Source organism: Erwinia sp. S38 (genome assembly GCF_016624545.1).
GTDB classification, from domain to species: Bacteria; Pseudomonadota; Gammaproteobacteria; order Enterobacterales; family Enterobacteriaceae; genus Erwinia; species Erwinia coffeiphila.
Map to the genome: position 1 here is coordinate 163,859 of NZ_JACVTS010000010.1, position 17,948 is coordinate 181,806.

At 57.4% G+C, this 17,948-nt stretch carries 14 protein-coding genes; 10 read left to right on the forward strand and 4 right to left on the reverse strand.

Translation table 11 applies throughout. The annotated features are described in order from the left end of the window. Nucleotides 1-7: 7 nt before the first annotated feature. The gene (hpxD, locus tag IBT46_RS13285) at nt 8-1,045 is read right to left on the reverse strand and encodes a molybdenum cofactor-independent xanthine hydroxylase subunit HpxD (RefSeq protein WP_200546056.1); all 1,038 of its coding nucleotides are present in this window, start codon (nt 1,043-1,045) and stop codon (nt 8-10) included. A gap of 126 nt (nt 1,046-1,171) precedes the next feature. Here hpxD and hpxR point away from each other — a divergent pair, with 126 nt between their 5' ends. Next, on the forward strand, nt 1,172-2,089 hold the full coding sequence (gene hpxR / locus IBT46_RS13290) for a LysR family hpxDE operon transcriptional regulator HpxR (RefSeq protein ID WP_200546057.1): 918 nt from the start codon (nt 1,172-1,174) through the stop codon (nt 2,087-2,089). A gap of 6 nt (nt 2,090-2,095) precedes the next feature. Here the strand turns inward: hpxR and hpxO are convergent, their stop codons facing one another. Continuing rightward, nucleotides 2,096-3,250: an FAD-dependent urate hydroxylase HpxO gene (gene hpxO / locus IBT46_RS13295; protein ID WP_200546058.1), complete on the reverse strand. Its 1,155-nt coding sequence runs from the start codon at nt 3,248-3,250 to the stop codon at nt 2,096-2,098. Between the two features lie 358 nt (nt 3,251-3,608). Between hpxO and IBT46_RS13300 the strand changes: the two genes are divergently transcribed. Genes IBT46_RS13300 through uraH form a run of 3 tightly spaced genes read left to right on the forward strand, consistent with a single transcriptional unit; the run spans nt 3,609 to nt 5,795 of the window. After that, nucleotides 3,609-4,994, forward strand: a complete 1,386-nt coding sequence (locus IBT46_RS13300; protein ID WP_200546059.1) for a nucleobase:cation symporter-2 family protein — start codon at nt 3,609-3,611, stop codon at nt 4,992-4,994. Then, nucleotides 4,972-5,472, forward strand: coding sequence for a 2-oxo-4-hydroxy-4-carboxy-5-ureidoimidazoline decarboxylase (gene uraD, locus IBT46_RS13305; protein ID WP_200546060.1), 501 nt, complete (start codon nt 4,972-4,974; stop codon nt 5,470-5,472). Before IBT46_RS13300 ends, uraD begins: the two co-directional genes overlap by 23 nt. Continuing rightward, nucleotides 5,469-5,795 carry a hydroxyisourate hydrolase gene (gene uraH, locus IBT46_RS13310; protein WP_105591495.1) on the forward strand — a complete coding sequence of 109 codons (327 nt, stop codon included), beginning with the start codon at nt 5,469-5,471 and terminating at the stop codon, nt 5,793-5,795. The genes uraD and uraH overlap by 4 nt, the downstream gene beginning before the upstream one ends. 89 nt (nt 5,796-5,884) lie before the next feature. Here the strand turns inward: uraH and IBT46_RS13315 are convergent, their stop codons facing one another. Then, on the reverse strand, nt 5,885-6,073 hold the full coding sequence (locus IBT46_RS13315) for a hypothetical protein (protein ID WP_200546061.1): 189 nt from the start codon (nt 6,071-6,073) through the stop codon (nt 5,885-5,887). 216 nt (nt 6,074-6,289) lie between these two features. Here IBT46_RS13315 and IBT46_RS13320 point away from each other — a divergent pair, with 216 nt between their 5' ends. The 3 genes from IBT46_RS13320 to IBT46_RS13330 all read left to right on the forward strand — a co-directional run bounded on the left by IBT46_RS13320 (nt 6,290) and on the right by IBT46_RS13330 (nt 9,650). Continuing rightward, the gene (locus IBT46_RS13320) at nt 6,290-6,922 is read left to right on the forward strand and encodes a DUF2272 domain-containing protein (protein ID WP_200546062.1); all 633 of its coding nucleotides are present in this window, start codon (nt 6,290-6,292) and stop codon (nt 6,920-6,922) included. A gap of 335 nt (nt 6,923-7,257) precedes the next feature. Further along, entirely contained in the window at nt 7,258-8,088 is an 831-nt protein-coding gene (gene licT / locus IBT46_RS13325; protein WP_200546090.1) for a BglG family transcription antiterminator LicT, read from the forward strand. Between the two features lie 158 nt (nt 8,089-8,246). After that, nucleotides 8,247-9,650 (forward strand): glycoside hydrolase family 1 protein, encoded by a 1,404-nt coding sequence (locus IBT46_RS13330; RefSeq protein ID WP_200546063.1) that lies wholly within the window; start codon nt 8,247-8,249, stop codon nt 9,648-9,650. A 51-nt stretch (nt 9,651-9,701) separates the two neighbouring features. Here the strand turns inward: IBT46_RS13330 and IBT46_RS13335 are convergent, their stop codons facing one another. Next, complete coding sequence (locus IBT46_RS13335; RefSeq protein ID WP_234480111.1) at nt 9,702-11,156, reverse strand: DUF1593 domain-containing protein; 1,455 nt, start codon at nt 11,154-11,156, stop codon at nt 9,702-9,704. Between the two features lie 446 nt (nt 11,157-11,602). Here IBT46_RS13335 and IBT46_RS13340 point away from each other — a divergent pair, with 446 nt between their 5' ends. From IBT46_RS13340 to IBT46_RS13350, 3 genes are all read left to right on the forward strand, one after another. Next, nucleotides 11,603-13,534, forward strand: coding sequence for a beta-glucoside-specific PTS transporter subunit IIABC (locus IBT46_RS13340; protein WP_200546064.1), 1,932 nt, complete (start codon nt 11,603-11,605; stop codon nt 13,532-13,534). Between the two features lie 199 nt (nt 13,535-13,733). Beyond that, nucleotides 13,734-15,452, forward strand: a complete 1,719-nt coding sequence (locus tag IBT46_RS13345) for a carbohydrate porin (protein WP_200546065.1) — start codon at nt 13,734-13,736, stop codon at nt 15,450-15,452. A gap of 537 nt (nt 15,453-15,989) precedes the next feature. Then, on the forward strand, nt 15,990-17,939 hold the full coding sequence (locus IBT46_RS13350) for an autotransporter outer membrane beta-barrel domain-containing protein (protein WP_200546066.1): 1,950 nt from the start codon (nt 15,990-15,992) through the stop codon (nt 17,937-17,939). The last annotated feature ends 9 nt before the right edge of the window (nt 17,940-17,948 follow it).

A 17,948-nucleotide genomic window follows, 5' to 3' on the forward strand; every position in this document is an offset into this window, starting at 1 on the left:
CCTCCGGTCAGACGAGGAAAAATTCGCCGAAGCCCATTTTTTTCAGGCCGCGACGGTAGGCAATCGAACTGCGATCGGCGGGAATATGCGCCTCCAGGGTCAGATCCAGCGGCAGTCTTTCCGGGCGCTGAGTCTCCACCATCAGCCGGTCTTCCTCAAACACCCGCAGGTTGAAGGCATGCACGTCCTCCACCGGTACGTGCAGATCGACATTGCGGGCGATCGGCGCAAACATACGGGTGACCCTGGCCGACACCGGCGACGCGGCGTTCATAATCACCATCCGCTCATCGCCCGGAAAATGAATGGTCAGCGTGGCGGTAAACGGCAGGTGCATTTCAAAATGCCGCAGCCACTGGAAGCCTTCCGGCGCACGGTATTCCGAGTGCGGCGCGTAGTTGCTGACCGAACTCCAGTAGTCGGCGACGAAGCCGAACGGCGTGTCCTGCGGTTTGTAATCCGGCACCAGCTGGTTGTCGGCGTCGGCAAAGGTATCGGTGTGTACCCAGGCAAAGTGGGCAACGTCCAGGAAACCTTCTACCTGGCGACCGGCGAAGCCGTTGACCTCAAAGCCCGGGCAGTTGATCTGCTGGTAGCCCTCTGCATCCCAGAGCGGCATGGTCGGCAGCGGCGGCGGGTTTTCAGCATCAAAGTCCAGGCAGGTCCAGATCAGCCCGTAGCGCTCTTCCACCGCATAGCTCATCAGGTTCAGCTTGGCCGGCACCGGCTGGTCCGGGCTGGACGGAATGCGGTTACAGCGGCCGTCTTCGCCGAAGCGCAGGCCGTGGTACGGGCAGATAATCCCTTCCTCATCGTGAAAACCCAGCGTCAGCGGTACGCCGCGATGCGGGCAGACGTCGCGTGCGACGACCACTTTGCCCTTGATGCGATAGATCACCAGCTGTTCGTCCAGCAGCGTGGCCTTCACCGGCGCGGCGTCGATGTCGCAGGCGCGGGCTACCGGGTGCCAGCATTTCGCCAGCTTCAGCCAGTCGTCCGGCTCGAAGGTGCAATGCGCGGGGGGAGTGGGTTTGTGCGTGTTCATCGTTGGCCTTCCTGCTCACAAAAAGTAGTTGTTTAATTGTTGTGGGTTTATTGTTGTCATATTAGGGTGTACGCATCCATCAGCATTAATTCACTATGGTGTTGCAAAAATGAGTACAGGTGCCACATGAGTCCGTTTTCACGTTTTGCGCTCTACTTTGCCGAAGTGGCACGCTGCGGCAGCCTGCGCCGGGCGGCGGAAAAGCTGCATATTTCCGCCTCGGCGATTAATCGCCAGATCCTGCAGGCGGAAGAAGAATTGGGTACGCCGCTGTTTGAACGCCTGCCGGAAGGGCTGCGGATGACCACGGCGGGGGAGCTGCTGTATGACAATATTCTGCGCTGGCAGAAGGAGTTTCGCCTGACCCGGCAGAAGTTTGATGAGCTACAGGGGCTGCGGCGCGGCACGGTCAACGTCGGGCTGGTACAGGCGCTGGCCGAAGGCAGTTTTGCCACCGCGCTGTCCGATATCATCGCCGACTGTCCGTGGCTGGAACTGGTGTTACAGGTGGCCGACAGCCATACGGTCAGCCAGCGAATACGCCAGGCCGATCTCGATTTCGGGCTGATCCTCGATCCTGAAGGGCAGGCGGGGCTGAGCGTGCTGGCGTTTGTCGAGCTGGAGATGGGGATGGTGATGCGCGCGGATCATCCGCTGGCATCCTCCGGGCGCATTTCGCTGGGCGAGCTGAGCGGCGAGCGCCATATCCTTCCCGGCGCGCCGCTGATCGTTCACGAGCGGGTGGCGATGCTCTACCGCCACCACGATTTTTCACCGGCAAACACCGTCAGCTGTAATGATATTCGGCTGATCAAATCGCTGCTGCTGAAGGGCAGCGGCGTAACGGTGCTGAGCCTGCTGGACGTTCACGATGAAGTGAAGCGCGGCCAGCTGGCGTTTGTGCCTTTGCGCGGCACGCTGCTGCGGCCGCTGACGCTGGCGCTCTGTACCGCCCCTTCGCGCCAGCTTTCGCGCCCGGCGCAGATGGCGATTCAGAAGCTGACGGCGGTGCTGGAGGCGATGCAGCCCACAGCCGTAACCTGAGTGGCGTCAGCCCAGCGGCCCGCCCTGAATGGTTTCGCACATGCCGTTGATGATGCGTTCCCCGGTTTCCTCCTTCAGTTCCTGATACCAGGCCTGGGTGAGCGCCATATCCTTGCCGTGGGTGACGTCGCAGCGCTTGCGCGCCTTGAGCACCAGGTCACGCACGCGGTCGCAGCGCTGCGCTTCATATTCGCGCAGCGCCGATTCGATATCGCGGTGCTCGCGGAAAACGGCACCGAGCACCACCGCATCCTCCATCGCCGCGCAGCCGCCCTGGCCGATATCCGGCGTGGTGCTGTGCCCGGCGTCGCCCAGCAGCGCCACTTTCCCGCGCACCAGCCGGTCAAACGGCTCGATATCGTGGATCTCAATGCGGTTGGTGGTTTCCGGGTTGAGCGCCGCGATAAGCGTCTGTACCGGTGCGGCCCAGCCGCTGAAATAGCGGCTCAGATCGGCGCGCAGCGTCGTGCGATCCTCCGGCAGCCCTGCCGGGAGCGGCACGTCAAAGAAGAAGTAGAAGCGCCCGTCGGATACCGGCATCAGCGACACGCGCTTGCCTTCGCCCACGAAGGAGGTCCACTGTTCGGCAGGGGCAATGGCTTCATCGATCTGCACCAGGCCGTTCCAGTTGACGTAGCCCGCGTAGCGGCGCTCCGGCGTGTAGCCCAGGACATAAGGCCGCAGCGCCGAGTGGCTGCCGTCGGCGGCAATCAGGAAATCGCCGTGGGCCGAGGTGCCGTCGGTAAACCAGACGGTCACTCTGTCGCTGTTTTCTTCGGTGTGGGTCACCCGCTTGCCGAACTGCACCCGATCGCGCCCCCAGAAATCCAGCATTTCGCGCTGAAGCTCGGCGCGGGAAACCGGGCAGGGGCGGCCGCCGGTACGGGAGATCAGCGGGGCCAGGCTGAACTGGGTGAGCACCTCACCGCGCAGATGATCCTGATAGGCCATGGAACGCAGCGGTCCGCCAAAGGTTTCAATAATCTCGCCCATGCCGAGGTGGTGCATGCACTTTACGCCGTTAGGCCAGATGGAAATCGCTGCCCCCACCGGTTTGATCTCTTTTACCGCTTCGTAAACGTCGCAGTCGATCCCTGCGTTCTCCAGCGCAACCGCTGCGCTCAGGCCGCCAATGCCGCCACCGATAACTAATGCTTTCATTTTTCTCTCCTGTTCAGGCTTCGTTATGGGGTTCAGCAATTTGCGTACCAGGTCGGCAAAGGCGCTGGCGGCGGCGTTTCTATCGTAAGCAGGCGGCGTTGTGCCTCTTTTTAGTGCGATACATCGCAGTCTCTGCTTTATCGTGAATCAATAATTTCTTACCTAGTCATCAGGAATCTAACGTTTCATTAAGATGCGGTGATTTACAGGCGGACAAAACGACGTTATTGGTGAATTTATCTTATTGAAATTGCGTTGGTAATTGGCCGGAAAACAAATTATCCGCGCCGTTTTAGCGACTCTGGTCTGGTTTATGCAATGTGCTGATATCGCTTATTCGCAACGGGATGCAACAACCATGGCTGATGAAAAGAACGACACGCTGATTTACGGACTTGAGCAGAAGATCCCACCGCTTCCGGCGTTTTTCAGCGCGCTACAGCACGTGCTGGCCGGGCTGGTGGGGATTATCACTCCGCCGCTGATTATTGGTGCCACGCTCGGGCTGGGCGACTGGATGCCGTATCTGATCAGCATGTCGCTGCTGGCCTCCGGCATTGGTACGTTTCTTCAGTCCAACCGCGTTTGGGGCATCGGGGCGGGGATGATCTGCATGCAGGGCACCAGCTTTGCCTTTCTCGGCGTGGCGATTGCCGGTGGCATCTGGGTCAAAGGCCAGGGCGGCGGACCGCAGGATATTATGGCCATGCTGTTTGGCGTGAACTTCGTTGCCGCGCTGGTGCCGGTGATTGTCAGCCGCTTTATCGAACCGCTGAAAAAAATCTTCACTCCGATTATTACCGGCAGCGTGATTGCGCTGATCGGCATCAGCCTGATTAAAGTCAGCGTGATCAACTGGTGCGGCGGCGAGCAGTCGCAGGCGTTCGGCAGCATGAGCAATATCGCCCTCGGGGCCGTTACGCTGGGCGCGATCGTGCTGCTGAGCTGCGCGAAGAACCGCTGGCTGCGCCTCTCTTCGGTCGTGGTGGGTATCGCCGTCGGCTGCGTTGCCGCCGTGCTGAGCGGGAATTTTCACCTGACCGGCATCGGCGACACCTGGTTCCGTCTGCCGTCGCTGTTCCCGTTTGGCTTCCAGTTTAACAGCGCCATTTTCCTGCCGATCGCCTTAGTTTCGCTGGTGTGTATTCTTGAAGCGGTGGGCGATCTGACGGCTAACTGCCTGATCTCGAAACAGTCGATTGACGACGGCGCGTTCCGCTCTCGCCTGAAGGGCGGCATTCTGGCCGACGGCATCAGCTGCATGATTGCCGCGATGCTGTGTGCGTTTCCCAACACCACCTTTGCGCAGAACAACGGTGTGATTCAGATGACCGGCGTCGCCAGCCGCTACGTTGGCCGCTATATTGGGGTGATTCTGATCTTGCTGGGGCTGTTCCCGCCGTTTGGTGAGATCCTGCGGCAGATCCCCACGCCGGTGCTGGGCGGCGCGACGATGGTGATGTTTGGCTGCGTGGTGGCGGCAGGTATCCGCATTATTACCCAGGTGCCGTTAAACCGCCGCGATATGCTGATCGTCGGTCTGGCATTTGGCTTTGGCCTGGGCGTGGAGGCGGTTCCGGCGTTTCTCGCCCACTTCCCGCCGATTATCGGCAACCTGTTTGGCTCGGCGGCGACCAGCGGCGGGCTGGTGGCGATTGTGCTTAACCTGATTATCCCCGAAGAGAAAACCGCCGCGCCGGTCGCGGCAGCAAGGAGCAGTAATGACAGCGCTGAGTCACTTTAATCATCTTTCACCGCCGCAGGCACTGGCCCTGATTGCGCCTTGCGTGGCAATCCCGGCATGGGGCGAAGCCGTGGTAGCGGCACGCCCGTACGCCAGCCGCGAATCGCTGCTTGGCGCTGCACAGCAGGCGTCGCAGGGCTGGGGGGAAGCGGAGCTGAATCAGGCGCTGAGCGCCCATCCGCGCATCGGCGAAAAGCCCACCGGCAGCCAGGCGCACGCCGCGCTATCGCGGCAGGAGCAGGGAGCCGTTAACGACCAGGACTCGCAGCTGGCGCTGGCGCTGAAGGCGGGTAATGCCCGCTATGAGGCACGATTTGGCCGGGTGTTCCTGATCCGCGCCAAAGGCCGCAGCGGCGAGGAGATCCTGGCCGCGCTGGCGCAGCGTTTGAACAACAGTGATGTAGAAGAAGTACAGGCGGCGCTGGAGGCGCTGCGCGAAATTACCCTGTTACGACTGGAAGGAGCAATAAGCGAATGACCACCCTCAGCACCCATATTCTGGATATTTCCACCGGTAAACCTGCCGGGGGCGTGGCGCTGCGGCTTGAGCAGGGCGATCAGGTTATCGCCAGCGGGCTGACCAACGCCAACGGACGACTGGGCGACTTCGCCCCCGCGCCGTTGCCGCCCGGGCGCTACCGGCTGGTGGCGGAAACCGGCGACTGGTTTGCAGCAAAGGGGCTGGAGACGCCTTTCCCCTGTGCGCAGATTGATTTCATTATTCCGGCTGCGGCGGACGATCACTATCATCTGCCGTTTCTGATTGCTCCCGGCGGCTGGTCCACCTATCGCGGGAGCTGATCGGATAATCGTTCAGCTCGCAGCAACTGACTTCCGCGCTTCAACGGCTGCAGCGACGTAGAACATCGCTGCCACCGATCGAATAAACCTCAGCGACGAACAGGGCAGACAGGGTTTTGGCCCGTTGGCATAAAGGCGAAGTGGGCGATACCCTGCAACGCCTGCTCCCGGCTCAGGCTGTTATTCGCGATATCCCCTGATTGAATCGGCGATCTACCGTAAAAATTTTTTTGCCGGGTTAAAATATTGCGCTCAATGAAAAACATAATAAATTTCATTGGGTTAATGTTTTTCTTCAATGAAAGCAACGTGTTGGAAAAGGGGGGCCGGTCAGGTTATTATCGCTTTCGGCAAACCGATACCAACGCCTTTCATAACGCCTGTCTCTGGAAAGCGAAAAGTTTACGCGTTTCATTTTTGGTTATTAAAAACTAAAAAAGTAATTAAATTTTTAACAGATGAGGTTTCATTTTTCACTAGTCTGTGGGGGATGTATGACTGTTTTTATCAAAGAACTTTTGTCGGCATGCGATCGCGAATATTCCAAATTCCGCTCGGGAACGCTGAAAGAATATGATGCTGCTGTTTATAAACGCGTTGGCGACTACTGGAAAGCCATCAATATAGATAATATAGATGGCAAAACGCTGTCAAAAGATAAACACGGGAAGTTTTATAATCCGGCATGGTCATCAGCCTTTGTTTCTTTCGTTGTTAAAAATGCCGGTGCGGGCGATCTGTTTAACTACTCCTCGGCGCATTGCCATTATATCGAATCGGCAAGGAAGGCCCGGCAAAACGGGACTAAAAGCGCTTACTATGCCGTTTCACCTGATTCGGATATTCCCGCGCCGGGTGATATTATTTGCTCGGGCCGCGAATATGCGAGCGAATACAGTTTTGAAAATGCCGAACTGGCGTATAAAACGGACAGTTTCTACCCTTCACACGGTGACGTGGTTATTTATGTTAATCGGGAACAGGGATACCTAATTACCATCGGTGGAAATGTCGGTAATTCCGTAAAACAGAAGAAAATACTTATCGATGAAAAAGGGTTTTTAGTAGACAGAGTGGATGGTAATAATCTTTTACCGTGGCTGGCTCTGTTGAAATGTCAGCTGTGAAGGATAACGGAAGATAAGCGATTATACTTATTCCGAGCCTGTAGCAATCGGTGAACCGTGATTAAGCTGTGCCTTCCCCCTCGGCAGCATCCCGGTGGGGAAGGGCCTCGCGATATCCGTATCAGCAAACCCCGTCCGGGCTTCAGTTCATGATTATCGTCACAGTTCCTGGCGAGGGCGCTTGAGACTGGCGGGATGATTCGTTATAACAGCCCCCTGGACGTTATCAGATAACTCTGAGCGAAACCTGATCGCATTGAAACCGTAATGGCTTCAATGCAATCAGGTTTTTTTTTGTCTTTTTTATGAAAAAGGTCACGTGAAAGATGGCTGCAATGATAGTCGATAAGATTCTGAGCAATAACGCGGTCCTGCTGATCAACGCCAGGCATGAAGAGGTGGTGGCGATCGGGCGCGGTATTGGTTTTGGTAAAAAGCCCGGGGATACGGTGGACGCCAGCGAGATTGAAAGCCAGTTCGTGAAAAAGTCCGAGGGACTGGCGGATGTATTTGCGCAGCTGCTGGCGGAGATCCCGCCTGCGAACCTGGCCGTGACCCAGCGGATTATCAACCTGGCGCAGCAGCGGCTGGCGATCACCGTGCAGGACACGCTGTTCCTGGCGCTCAGCGACCATATTAATTTCGCCATTCAGCGCCACAGCAACGGCCTGGCGATTAAGAACTTCCTGCTGTGGGATATCAAACGTTTTTACGCCGAGGAGTTTGCCGTCGGGCTTGAATCGCTGGGGCTGATCGAGCAGGCGCTCGGTATTACGCTGCCGCAGGATGAGGCGGGATTTATCGCCCTGCATCTGGCCAATGCCAAAAATAACAGCGATATGCAGAGCACCATGGACAGTGCGACCATTATCAGGGACGTACTGAGCATTTTGCAGTACGATTTCAAGCTGACCTGGGATGAAGAGTCGCTGGACTACCAGCGCTTTGTTACCCATTTGAAATTCTTCGCTCTGCGGCTGTTAAATCGTAAAACCGTGGCGCACGGCGACGACAGTATCTATCAGGGCATTACCGAAATGATGCCGAAGGCCTGGGCCTGCGCAAAGAAAATCTGTCACTACGTTGATAAAAACTATGGCTGCCAGCTCACCACCGATGAGGTGATGTTTCTGACCATCCATATCAATCGCCTCAGCGGCGGTTAAACTGATTTACAGGTCTTACTTCAGGGCGTAACTGAACCAATCAGGCGAAACCTGCTTCAGCAACGACATCTTACGATGCCGGTGCTGAGCAGGTTTTTTTGTTTTCAGGCCTGCACAGCAGGCACGCAGTTAAATGAGGCATAAAGGAGAAGGTAACGATGAATATGGCATTCCCGGAAGGATTTTTGTGGGGCGGTTCGGTCGCGGCCAACCAGGTTGAAGGCGCATGGAACGAGGGTGGGAAGGGCGTTTCCACCTCCGATCTGCAACCGCAGGGCATCCACGGCAAGGTCGTTGAGCGCGACGCTGACAGCCACGGCGTGAAAGATCAGGCCATCGATTTCTATCACCGCTACCCGGAAGACGTGAAGCTGTTTGCCGAGATGGGCTTTAAAGTACTGCGCACCTCCATCGCCTGGACGCGTATCTATCCCGAGGGTGATGAAACTCAGCCAAATGAAGAGGGGTTGGCGTTTTACGACCGCCTGTTTGATGAAATGGCGCGCTACGGTATCCAGCCGCTGATCACGCTGTCGCACTATGAGATGCCTTACGGGCTGGTGAAAAAGTACGACGGCTGGGGCGGCCGCGAAGTGATAGCGCTGTTTGAGCGCTATGCGCGTACGGTATTCACCCGCTACCGCGATAAGGTGAAGTACTGGCTGACCTTCAACGAAATCAATATGGCGCTGCACGCACCGTTTACCGGCGTCGGGCTGGCGGGGGAAAGAAGCAAACAGGAGATCTATCAGGCAATCCATCATCAGCTGGTAGCCAGCGCCCGCGCGGTGAAGGCCTGCCACGAGATTATCCCGGATGCCAAAATCGGCAGCATGCTGCTGGGCGGGATTCGCTACCCGATCACCTGTAAGCCGGAGGATGTGCTGAAGGCGCAGAGTGTGAATCGCGACTGGCTGTTCTTTGGCGACGTTCAGGCACGGGGTGCCTATCCGGCGTGGATACAGCGCTTCTTCCGCGAAAACGACATCGCGCTGAACATCACCGCGCAGGATGCCGCCGACCTGAAAGAGACGGTCGATTTTATCTCCTTCAGCTACTACATGAGCGGCTGCGCGGCGGCGCAGCCGGAGCGGTATCAAAGCTCGCGCACCAATATCATGAAGATGATCCCCAACCCGCACCTGCAAAGCTCCGAATGGGGCTGGCAGATCGACCCGCAGGGACTGCGCTTCCTGCTCAACGAACTGCACGATCGCTACCTGAAGCCGCTGTTTATTGTAGAAAACGGTCTGGGGGCGAAAGACGTTCCGGCGGCGGACGGCTCGATCCAGGACGATTACCGCATCCAGTATCTGCAAGCCCATCTGGTGCAGGTGAGGGAAGCGATTGAAGACGGCGTTGAGCTGATGGGCTACACCAGCTGGGGGCCGATCGATCTGGTCAGCGCCGGTACTGCGCAGATGTCGAAACGCTATGGTTTTATCTACGTTGATCGCGATGACGAAGGTAACGGCACGCTGGAGCGCCGCCGTAAGAAAAGCTTTTACTGGTATCGCGATGTGATTGGCAGCAACGGTGCCAGCCTGAGCGATCCCGTCTGACCGCGTTAAATTGCATTGCCCGGGCACCCTGTGTGCCCGGGCGTGCTGCCGTTATGGCGTTACGGTGACGATAGCGCGGCGGTAGGCGAACAGCGACGGCGTGCCGTCATCCTGCACCTGCAGAATGATATGGAACGGCGTCGCTGTTTTCACCGCTGGCGCGGTAAAGCGGAGTGCCTCGCGCTCGGTATCCTCCAGCTTGAGGTCCGGGCCAAAGTGGATATTCATCGTGGTGGCGGTCGGTTCTTTGTACTGCCACCAGCGGTAGCTGAGCCGGTTATTATCCACATCGTGCGACCCCTTCGCCGACAGCTCTACCACTTCACCCGATTTCACTTTCAGCTCGACGATCCCCTGTCCCGGCTTCCCGTTCAGCACCAGCTGCGGATTGTGGTTGGCCTTTTTCACGTCCGGGATCACGCTCCACTGCATGCGTGCGGCAAAATCATTTTGATACGCCTCGCGCCAGCGCCAGAGGGTGGCACTGGCGGTGCGGTGGCTTTTGCCATCGACGCCGGTGACCGTATCGGAGGTGCTGGTGCGCAGCCCGCTACGGCTGTCGGGCGTGACCGCCGCATAGCGCCCGCCCCAGCCGCCGTACTCCGGATGTTCCGGCGCGTTCAGTCCATTTTGCAGCAGGTAGAGGAACGAAGGCGTATCGCCTTCCATAGTGTATTCAATGGCCGGATAGGCCGCGCCCAGCGGTCCCTGATTGCGGATGTTGCGGGCCAGCCAGTCGTTGTTGACCTGGCTCATATCGCCGCCTTCGGCAAAGCGCGACGACATGCCGCTCCAGGTGGCGATAAAATAGTCATTCCAGGCGTGAATGCTGGTGATATAGCGCAGTGCAGGGAACTGCGCCCGTATCCATTCGCCGGTATTGTCCTGATCGGATATCGCATAAACGCGGATTTTACTGACGAACGCCTCAACCTCTTCCGCGCTGCGGGTGGCGCGCACGTCGTACAGCGCCTGCGCCAGATCCACCGCGCCGCCCCAGACGTCGATCCACAGCGGGCGCGGGTCCGGTTTATCCACCGACTGGATAATCAGCGCCGACGCCTCGGTAGATTTCCCCGCGCCGACGTAGTCCATGCCGTAACCGGCGCGACCGGCCCGCACGACCGAACGCAGTGCTTCGGCGCTCGGGTAGCCTTCCGCGTGCCTGCGCAGATTCGGTAGCGCCTGCGCATAGGCGTCGATGCGCTTGTGCATCATCTCCGGGTTCACCCGGTCACGCAGCCAGGTTGAGGTGGTGGCTATCAGCCCCTCCACGTTAAATTCGTTGCTGTACACCAGGAAGCGCACCAGCGACTGCGAGTCGTCCGGCTCATTGCCGATATCGGACAAAATCAGAATGCGCGTTTTCTGCTGTCCTGCCTGCGCCTGCGCCTGCGTTTGTTCCTGTTGCTGCGTCGCTGCCTGTTCCGCTGCGGCGAGGGCGCTGGTGCTGGTGAGGGTACAGGCGAGCATCGCGCCGAGTAGTGGGTTTAACCGGGCCATCATCTTTCTCCGTTGGGGATCGCCAAAAACAAAAAAACCTGCTTTCCGTTGCCGGGTAAGCAACAGAAAGCAGGTTTCGCCGAATGATCAGTAACGTCCTGAGGGCGTAGTTATAAGAACAGGGTACGGCCGGGGCAATCACTATTCCTGATAAATGTGATGCAGCCGCCGTATTTAATTCTTTTTCACCGCGGGCGGAATGAAAATTTAGTGATGACTTTCACAAAACCGGATATATCAGTGGAATTTCTTCAGCGGTATTGTTAAAAGAAGGGCGTTCGTCAGGACGTGACCAGAATTCTCTGGGCGAAACCTGGATAAAGCAGTGTGTTTTTTCACACTATTTTATCCAGGTTTTTTTTTGCTTTTTTTCCTGCTGGCCAGCGGATACAGGCAACGATCGTAAACGCACTGCAATGACTGTCGTCGATAAAACGGGAATTATTATCATGAATACTGAAGTGCTGGCAGGAAATATACTCAAGCTGGTGGGTGGGGAGAACAACGTTGCCTCGCTGGTGCATTGCGCCACGCGGCTGCGCTTTAAAATTATCGACAATAGCAAGGTCAATCAGCCGGAGCTGGAAGCGCTGGACGGCGTGATCACCGTGGTGAGAGGCTCCGGCCAGCTGCAGGTGGTGATCGGTAACCGCGTGCCGGATGTGTTCCGCGCAATCGGTGCCATCTCCGGGCTGCTGGACGACAGCAAAAGTAAAAAGGTGGCACCGGAGCAGCAAAACAGCGCCTCGGTACTGGGCCGACTGATCGATCTGGTGTCGGGAATTTTTACTCCGCTACTGGGCGCGATGGCCGCCGCCGGCGTATTAAAAGGCGCGCTGGCGATTGTGCTGGCGGCGGGCTGGATGACCAGCAAAGAAACCACCTACATTATTTTGCATGCGGCCTCGGACAGCCTGTTCTATTTCCTGCCGATGCTGCTGGCGATTACCTCCGCGCGTAAATTTGAAACCAACGTATTTGTTGCGGTGTCGATTGCCGGTGCGCTGATTTATCCCAGCATCCAGCAGCTGTTTACCGCCGGTAATCCGGTGACCTTCTTCGGCCTGCCGGTGATGATGATGAAATATACCGGCACGGTGATCCCGATTATTTTCAGCGTCTGGCTGATGTCGATTCTGGAACGCTTCCTGAACCGCCATATTCACGAAAGCGTGCGTAATATCCTGACGCCGTTCTTCCTGCTGACGCTGATGGTGCCGCTGACGTTAATGACCATCGGGCCGGTGGGCGTTTCGGCGAGCGAAGCGGTGGCGTCACTGTTTGTCAGCATCTACGGCATCAATCCAATTATTGCCAGTGCGCTGATGGCCGCATCGTGGCAGATTTTGGTGATCTTCGGCGTGCACTGGGGCTTTGTGACGGTCTTTATCAACGATATTTCGGTGATGGGCCACAGCTATCTGAAGGCGGCTTCCAGCCCGTCGGTGTTTGCCCAGTCCGGCGCGCTGCTTGCGGTGATGCTGCGTACCAAAGATAAAAAGCTTAAGGCGCTGGCGGGAAGCAGCTTTATCGCCTCGCTGTTCGGCATTACCGAGCCGGGTGTTTACGGTGTGACCCTCAAGCTGAAAAAGCCGTTTGTTTGCGCGGTGATCGCCGCCGGATTCGGCGGAGCCATTGCGGGCTATGCCAAAAGTTCCGCCATTTCCATGGGGATGCCGGGCCTGCTGACCCTGCCTATCTTCTACGGCGAAGGTTTTATCGGCTTTATTATCGGCTGCGTAGTGGCCTTTGCCGCCAGCCTGGTGCTGACGCTGCTGGTCGGGTTCGATGACCCGGCGCTGAAGAGCACGGCTCAAACCGCACCTTCTGCGCCCGCAGCAGGAGAAAAACGTACCGTGAGCGCGGAAACTTCTGCGGCAGCAACGGCAGCAACGGCAGCAACGGCAGCACCGGCGGCGCAGGTGGTCAACGAGCAGATCGCCGCCCCGATTTCCGGCACGGTGATCCCGCTGACGGCGGTTGATGACAAGGTTTTCTCCTCCGGGATTGTCGGCCAGGGCTTCGCCATTGTGCCGGATGAAGGACAGGTGTACTCCCCGGTGGATGGCCATATCGCCAGCACCTTCGCCAGCGGCCACGCCATCGGCATTAACTCCACCGGCGGCGCGGAGATCCTGATCCACGTCGGTATCAATACCGTACAGCTGGAAGGCCAGCATTTCAAGATGCAGGTGAAGGAGGGCGATGAAGTGAAAAAGGGCCAGCTGCTGCTGACCTTCGATCTCGATGAAATTAAGAAAGCGGGCTATGACACGGTGACGCCGGTGATTGTCACTAACAGTGAAGCGTGGCGTGAAATGCAGATTAGCGATAAACCGCATTCTCGCTCTGGCGAACCGGTAATGGCGCTGTCGCTGTAATGAATTAACGCGCAGTAGAAATAAAGTCAGTAGCGGCGTTGGGCTGTCGCCGTCGTTAATAACACAACATTGATGGTTAATTCAAACTATCCCTTCAGGACGTGACTGATTGAATTCAGGCGAGACCTGCAACCGGCGGAAATACATTCCGCTGGCGGCGGGTCTTTTTTTTGCGGGGATGCAATACCCTGGGGTAATAATGAAAGCGAAACAACTGAATTATAAAAAAACGATGATCGCGGCGGCGTTATTCTCTTGCTACGCCGTCAGCGGTGAAGCCGTGGCGCAAAAACTCACGCTGGAACAGCGCATGGAAATGCTGGAGGCGCAGCTTTTGGCTACCCAGCAGAAACTGCAGGCCTACGAGGATAAAGAACAGGCGCAGGCGACGGCTTCGGCTCGTGCTGATTCGGCGGCATTCGGTTCTCCGGCGGGTTCAGCGGGTTCGGCGGGTTCTGCTGCCTATGCGGCCTCGTCTGCGGGCAGCGTCGCTTCTGGCGTTCCGGCGGCATCTTTATCAGGGAGATCGACTGCTGGCGTTCCGGCAACCGCTGCGCCATCGGTCGCCCGGACCGCCTCCGCCGCTCCCGCCGCACCGCTGGAGCTGTCGCCGGACACGCTGAAGCAGATCAGTAAATATGTGCAGGACGACACCGGCTTTAAATACTCCGGCTATTTCCGCTCCGGCTGGGCCAGCACCACCAACGGCGGGCCAAAATCCTGGGGCGTGGGGTCGCTGGGGCGCTTCGGTAACGAATACGACGGCTGGTATAACCTGTCGCTAAAAAAACGCGCCTGGCGCGAGGGTGATAAATCCATCTGGGCTAACGTGCAGTTTGAGGGCGATTTAGGCTTAACCCAGAGCAATGAATCCTTCGAAAAGGGCATGTCCGGCGGCGGTATGGGCAAGCTCAGCAAGCTGTACGTGGAGGGTAACGGCCTGCTGCCGTTCGCGCCGGAAGCCTCGGTGTGGATCGGTAAACACACGCTGCCGCAGTATGAAATTCAGCTGCTGGACTGGAAAAGCAACCGCACGCTTTCCGGCGCGGGCATCGGGATTGAGAACTGGGCGATGCCGGTGGGATCGCTGAGCATGGCGCTGACCCGCAACGACATCGATAATTACAGCACGGTGTGTGCGGCGGGTTCCTCAACCTGTAGCGATACCACCCAGGTTAACGTCAATATCGCCGAAGTTCGCTATAAAAACCTGCCGATAACCGAAAGCGTGACGCTGGAGCTGGGGGCGAAATACGCCTTCGCCAATCAGACCGATGAACAGAAAGAGGCACAGGCGGATAACGACTACTACAAGGTCAAATCCTCCTGGCTTGGCCAGGCGATTCTGCGCAACCCGCTGCTCAACGGCACCAACGAACTGACGCTTCAGGTGGCCGATAACTCGCTGGCCAGCCAGTTTATGAATATCTCCAGCGCCAACCCGGATTTTGACTACAACAGCTCATACTACGGCATTCACAGCGACGGTATCGGCTGGCGTCTGGTCAGCCAGGGCGAGTTTTACCTGAGCGACAAGATCATCATGGCGCACGCGCTGGTCTACGGTCGCGGCTACGATCTCTACTCCACCTACACCGGCGCGCATACCGACTTCGAAACCGCGCGCGCGGTGATCCGCCCGTCGTGGATCTGGAGCCGCACCATGCAGACCGCGCTGGAGCTGGGCTACTTTAACCAGCAGAATCGCGCCAACCACCTCAGCTTTGATGAGTCCGGCTATAAGGTGACGCTGGCGCAGGTCTTTAAGGTGGATACCAGCATCCTCAACTCGCGCCCGGAAATCCGCCTGTACACCACCTACCTGAAGGCGCTGGAAAACGAGATCGACAGCACCACCTTTAACGACGGTAAAGATTATCAGATTAGCTTCGGCGTGCAGGCTGAAGTGGTGTTCTGATTTTTGTACCGAAGAGGCTTAGAAATTAGAGTAAGAAACGATGCCTCCTGCGCAATCGGCAGGGGGCATTTTTTATATATGGCGCAATTTCATTGAAGACAGGCTTACCTGTTTACGCTGCACTCTGACTACGTTTTCACTTCCTGACTTCCTGACTTCCTGACTTCCTGACTTCCTGACTTCCTGACTTCCTTAATCACCCCGGCATCTCACTGATTCATCGCCGTGCAACGCTGTTCGCCCGTGGTGCATCCGGCGGATCGGAGAGGATAAATTGCAGGGTTGAGCACACTTTTCGTAAGAGTATTGTAAAAATAGTAAATGAATATTCACCCATCGTTTTTTTTTACACTAACGTTACAACGTGGCTGTGCTGGACGCGGTTTGCATAGGAATTGCATAGTTATTCATTTCAATCTGTTGATTTCTCGCAAAAAACCTCGGTCCATTCCCTTTATGCACTCCCTGGCACGATCGATGCTTTATCCCGCAGGCTGAAACGCGCCTTTAAATCACAATAACTCATAGGGTAAAGGAATGTTTAAGAAACTCGCCGTGGCTTTAGCTCTCCTCTCGGCTCAACAGGCCGGTGCTGCCGTTGAATATGGCGACTACGCCAAAGAAACCCTCGATACACTAATCCACGATTATCCCGGCCGATATCGCGACACCGATAACTTTGTCGGCGCGGCGCAGTGGATGGAGGACCGCATGTCTCCGGGTTATAACGTTCTCCGCCAGGATTTTACCTGGACCGTGCGGGGCCAGACTCGCGCCTCGCAGAACGTGATTGCTTACAATAAAGGTTTGCAGGATGACTATATTGTTACCGGCGCGCACTTTGACTCCTATTACGGCAGACCGACACTGGAAGCGCTGGACGATAATGCCTCTGGCGCGTCACTGTTGACCGAAATTGCGCATAATCTGAGCGGTATTCAGACCGAGCGTACGCTGGTCTTTGCGGCATTCGGTGCGGAAGAGGAGGGGCTGCGCGGATCGGCGGCGATGGTTAAAGAGCTGGAGGCCAACAACCTGACCGGCAACCTGAAAGGGATGATCAACATGGACAGTATGATCACCGGGGATATGCTTTATGCCCACGCCGGAGATAACAGCGTCAGCAACCCGGCGCTGACCAGCCTGCGCGACCAGCTGTTCCGCATTTCCGAAGAGCTGGGCGTGAAGTTGTATACCAACCCGGGGCTCGATCCGCAGTATCCGGCCGGGACCGGCTGCTGTAGCGACGGCGACAGCTTTAACATTCTCGACATTCCGGTGCTGTACCTGGAAGCGACCAACTGGGATATCGGTGATAAAGACGGCTATACCCAGACCACCAATCCGGAAGTACCGGGCGGGGCCACCTGGCACAGCCCTGCCACGGATAACGAAGAATTCCTGACCAGCGTGTTTGGTCAGGAAAGAATTACCCAGCGCCTGCACGACGTGTCGTTAATCCTCACCCGGCTGCTGCTTGAGTGGTCCAATACCGACCTGTTGTACTCCGCATCTTCCGCGGGACAGCTTCAGCGCGTGGTGGAAGAGAGCCTGCGCCGTCAGCATCAGAGCCTGAACGATCTGCACGACGGTCGCCGTCAGCTGCTTAGCCTGCAGCCTCGTGAAGCGGGCACCTGGGGAGGTGCCGTCGGTATTGAAGGCCAGTCTACCCCGGCGGAGGGTTTTGATACCGTGCCGCAGGGGCGCGCGCAAAATACCATGGCCTATGCCCTCGTTGACTACCAGTTCAACGATCGCGCCGTGCTGGGATCGAGCCTGAGCTATCAGCGTAATAAAGATAAACTGGAACGTGACGGGTCGGTGAAAGGGGACACCTGGCAACTGGGGGTTTATGGCCAGCTGACCTTCGATAACCCGCTGTGGCTGACCGGTGACCTGTCAGCCGGACGGGCCAGCCTCGATACCCGCCGCTCGGTGTATATCGAATCAGGCGATGGCCTGGCGCTGCTGGACCACACGCTTAACGGCCATACCAACGCCAACTTCTACGGCGGTCGGGTGAACGGCGGCTATGACTTCACCTTTGCTCAGCTGCGCACCGGGCCGTTTGCCGGACTGGACTACACGCACTATTCGGTTGACGGTTTCAGCGACCGCGAAGATCTGCGTACCGCCGTGGACTACCAGAAGCAGGATTTCAACTCGCTGGAAGCCTCGCTGGGCTGGAAAATATCCTCATCATTCAGCGTTGCGCAGCATCAGACCTTACTGCCGTACGCGCATCTGTCCTGGGTGCGTGAACTCAGCGACGGCGTGAATGACCAGTTCAACGTTCGCGACCGGGCGGAAGGAGCCGTGCGCAGCGTGAGCATCGGAGCGCCGGACAAGAGCTTTGGCCGGGGCGGCGTGGGCGTGCAGTGGCTGATGGGCGATAACCTGTCGCTGTATACCGATGTCAGCAGCCGGTTCGCCAATTCTGACGGTGCGCAAACCCAGTACACCGTGGGCGGCGCGTTCCGCTTTTAACTGATGTGG

Bases quoted from the DNA above. Each gene is read 5' to 3' on its own strand.
- hpxD (WP_200546056.1), bottom strand. From the start codon at position 1,045: ATGAACACGCACAAACCCACTCCCCCCGCGCATTGCACCTTCGAGCCG.
- hpxR (WP_200546057.1), top strand. From the start codon at position 1,172: ATGAGTCCGTTTTCACGTTTTGCGCTCTACTTTGCCGAAGTGGCACGC.
- hpxO (WP_200546058.1), bottom strand. From the start codon at position 3,250: ATGAAAGCATTAGTTATCGGTGGCGGCATTGGCGGCCTGAGCGCAGCG.
- IBT46_RS13300 (WP_200546059.1), top strand. From the start codon at position 3,609: ATGGCTGATGAAAAGAACGACACGCTGATTTACGGACTTGAGCAGAAG.
- uraD (WP_200546060.1), top strand. From the start codon at position 4,972: ATGACAGCGCTGAGTCACTTTAATCATCTTTCACCGCCGCAGGCACTG.
- uraH (WP_105591495.1), top strand. From the start codon at position 5,469: ATGACCACCCTCAGCACCCATATTCTGGATATTTCCACCGGTAAACCT.
- IBT46_RS13315 (WP_200546061.1), bottom strand. From the start codon at position 6,073: ATGAAATTTATTATGTTTTTCATTGAGCGCAATATTTTAACCCGGCAA.
- IBT46_RS13320 (WP_200546062.1), top strand. From the start codon at position 6,290: ATGACTGTTTTTATCAAAGAACTTTTGTCGGCATGCGATCGCGAATAT.
- licT (WP_200546090.1), top strand. From the start codon at position 7,258: ATGATAGTCGATAAGATTCTGAGCAATAACGCGGTCCTGCTGATCAAC.
- IBT46_RS13330 (WP_200546063.1), top strand. From the start codon at position 8,247: ATGAATATGGCATTCCCGGAAGGATTTTTGTGGGGCGGTTCGGTCGCG.
- IBT46_RS13335 (WP_234480111.1), bottom strand. From the start codon at position 11,156: ATGATGGCCCGGTTAAACCCACTACTCGGCGCGATGCTCGCCTGTACC.
- IBT46_RS13340 (WP_200546064.1), top strand. From the start codon at position 11,603: ATGAATACTGAAGTGCTGGCAGGAAATATACTCAAGCTGGTGGGTGGG.
- IBT46_RS13345 (WP_200546065.1), top strand. From the start codon at position 13,734: ATGAAAGCGAAACAACTGAATTATAAAAAAACGATGATCGCGGCGGCG.
- IBT46_RS13350 (WP_200546066.1), top strand. From the start codon at position 15,990: ATGTTTAAGAAACTCGCCGTGGCTTTAGCTCTCCTCTCGGCTCAACAG.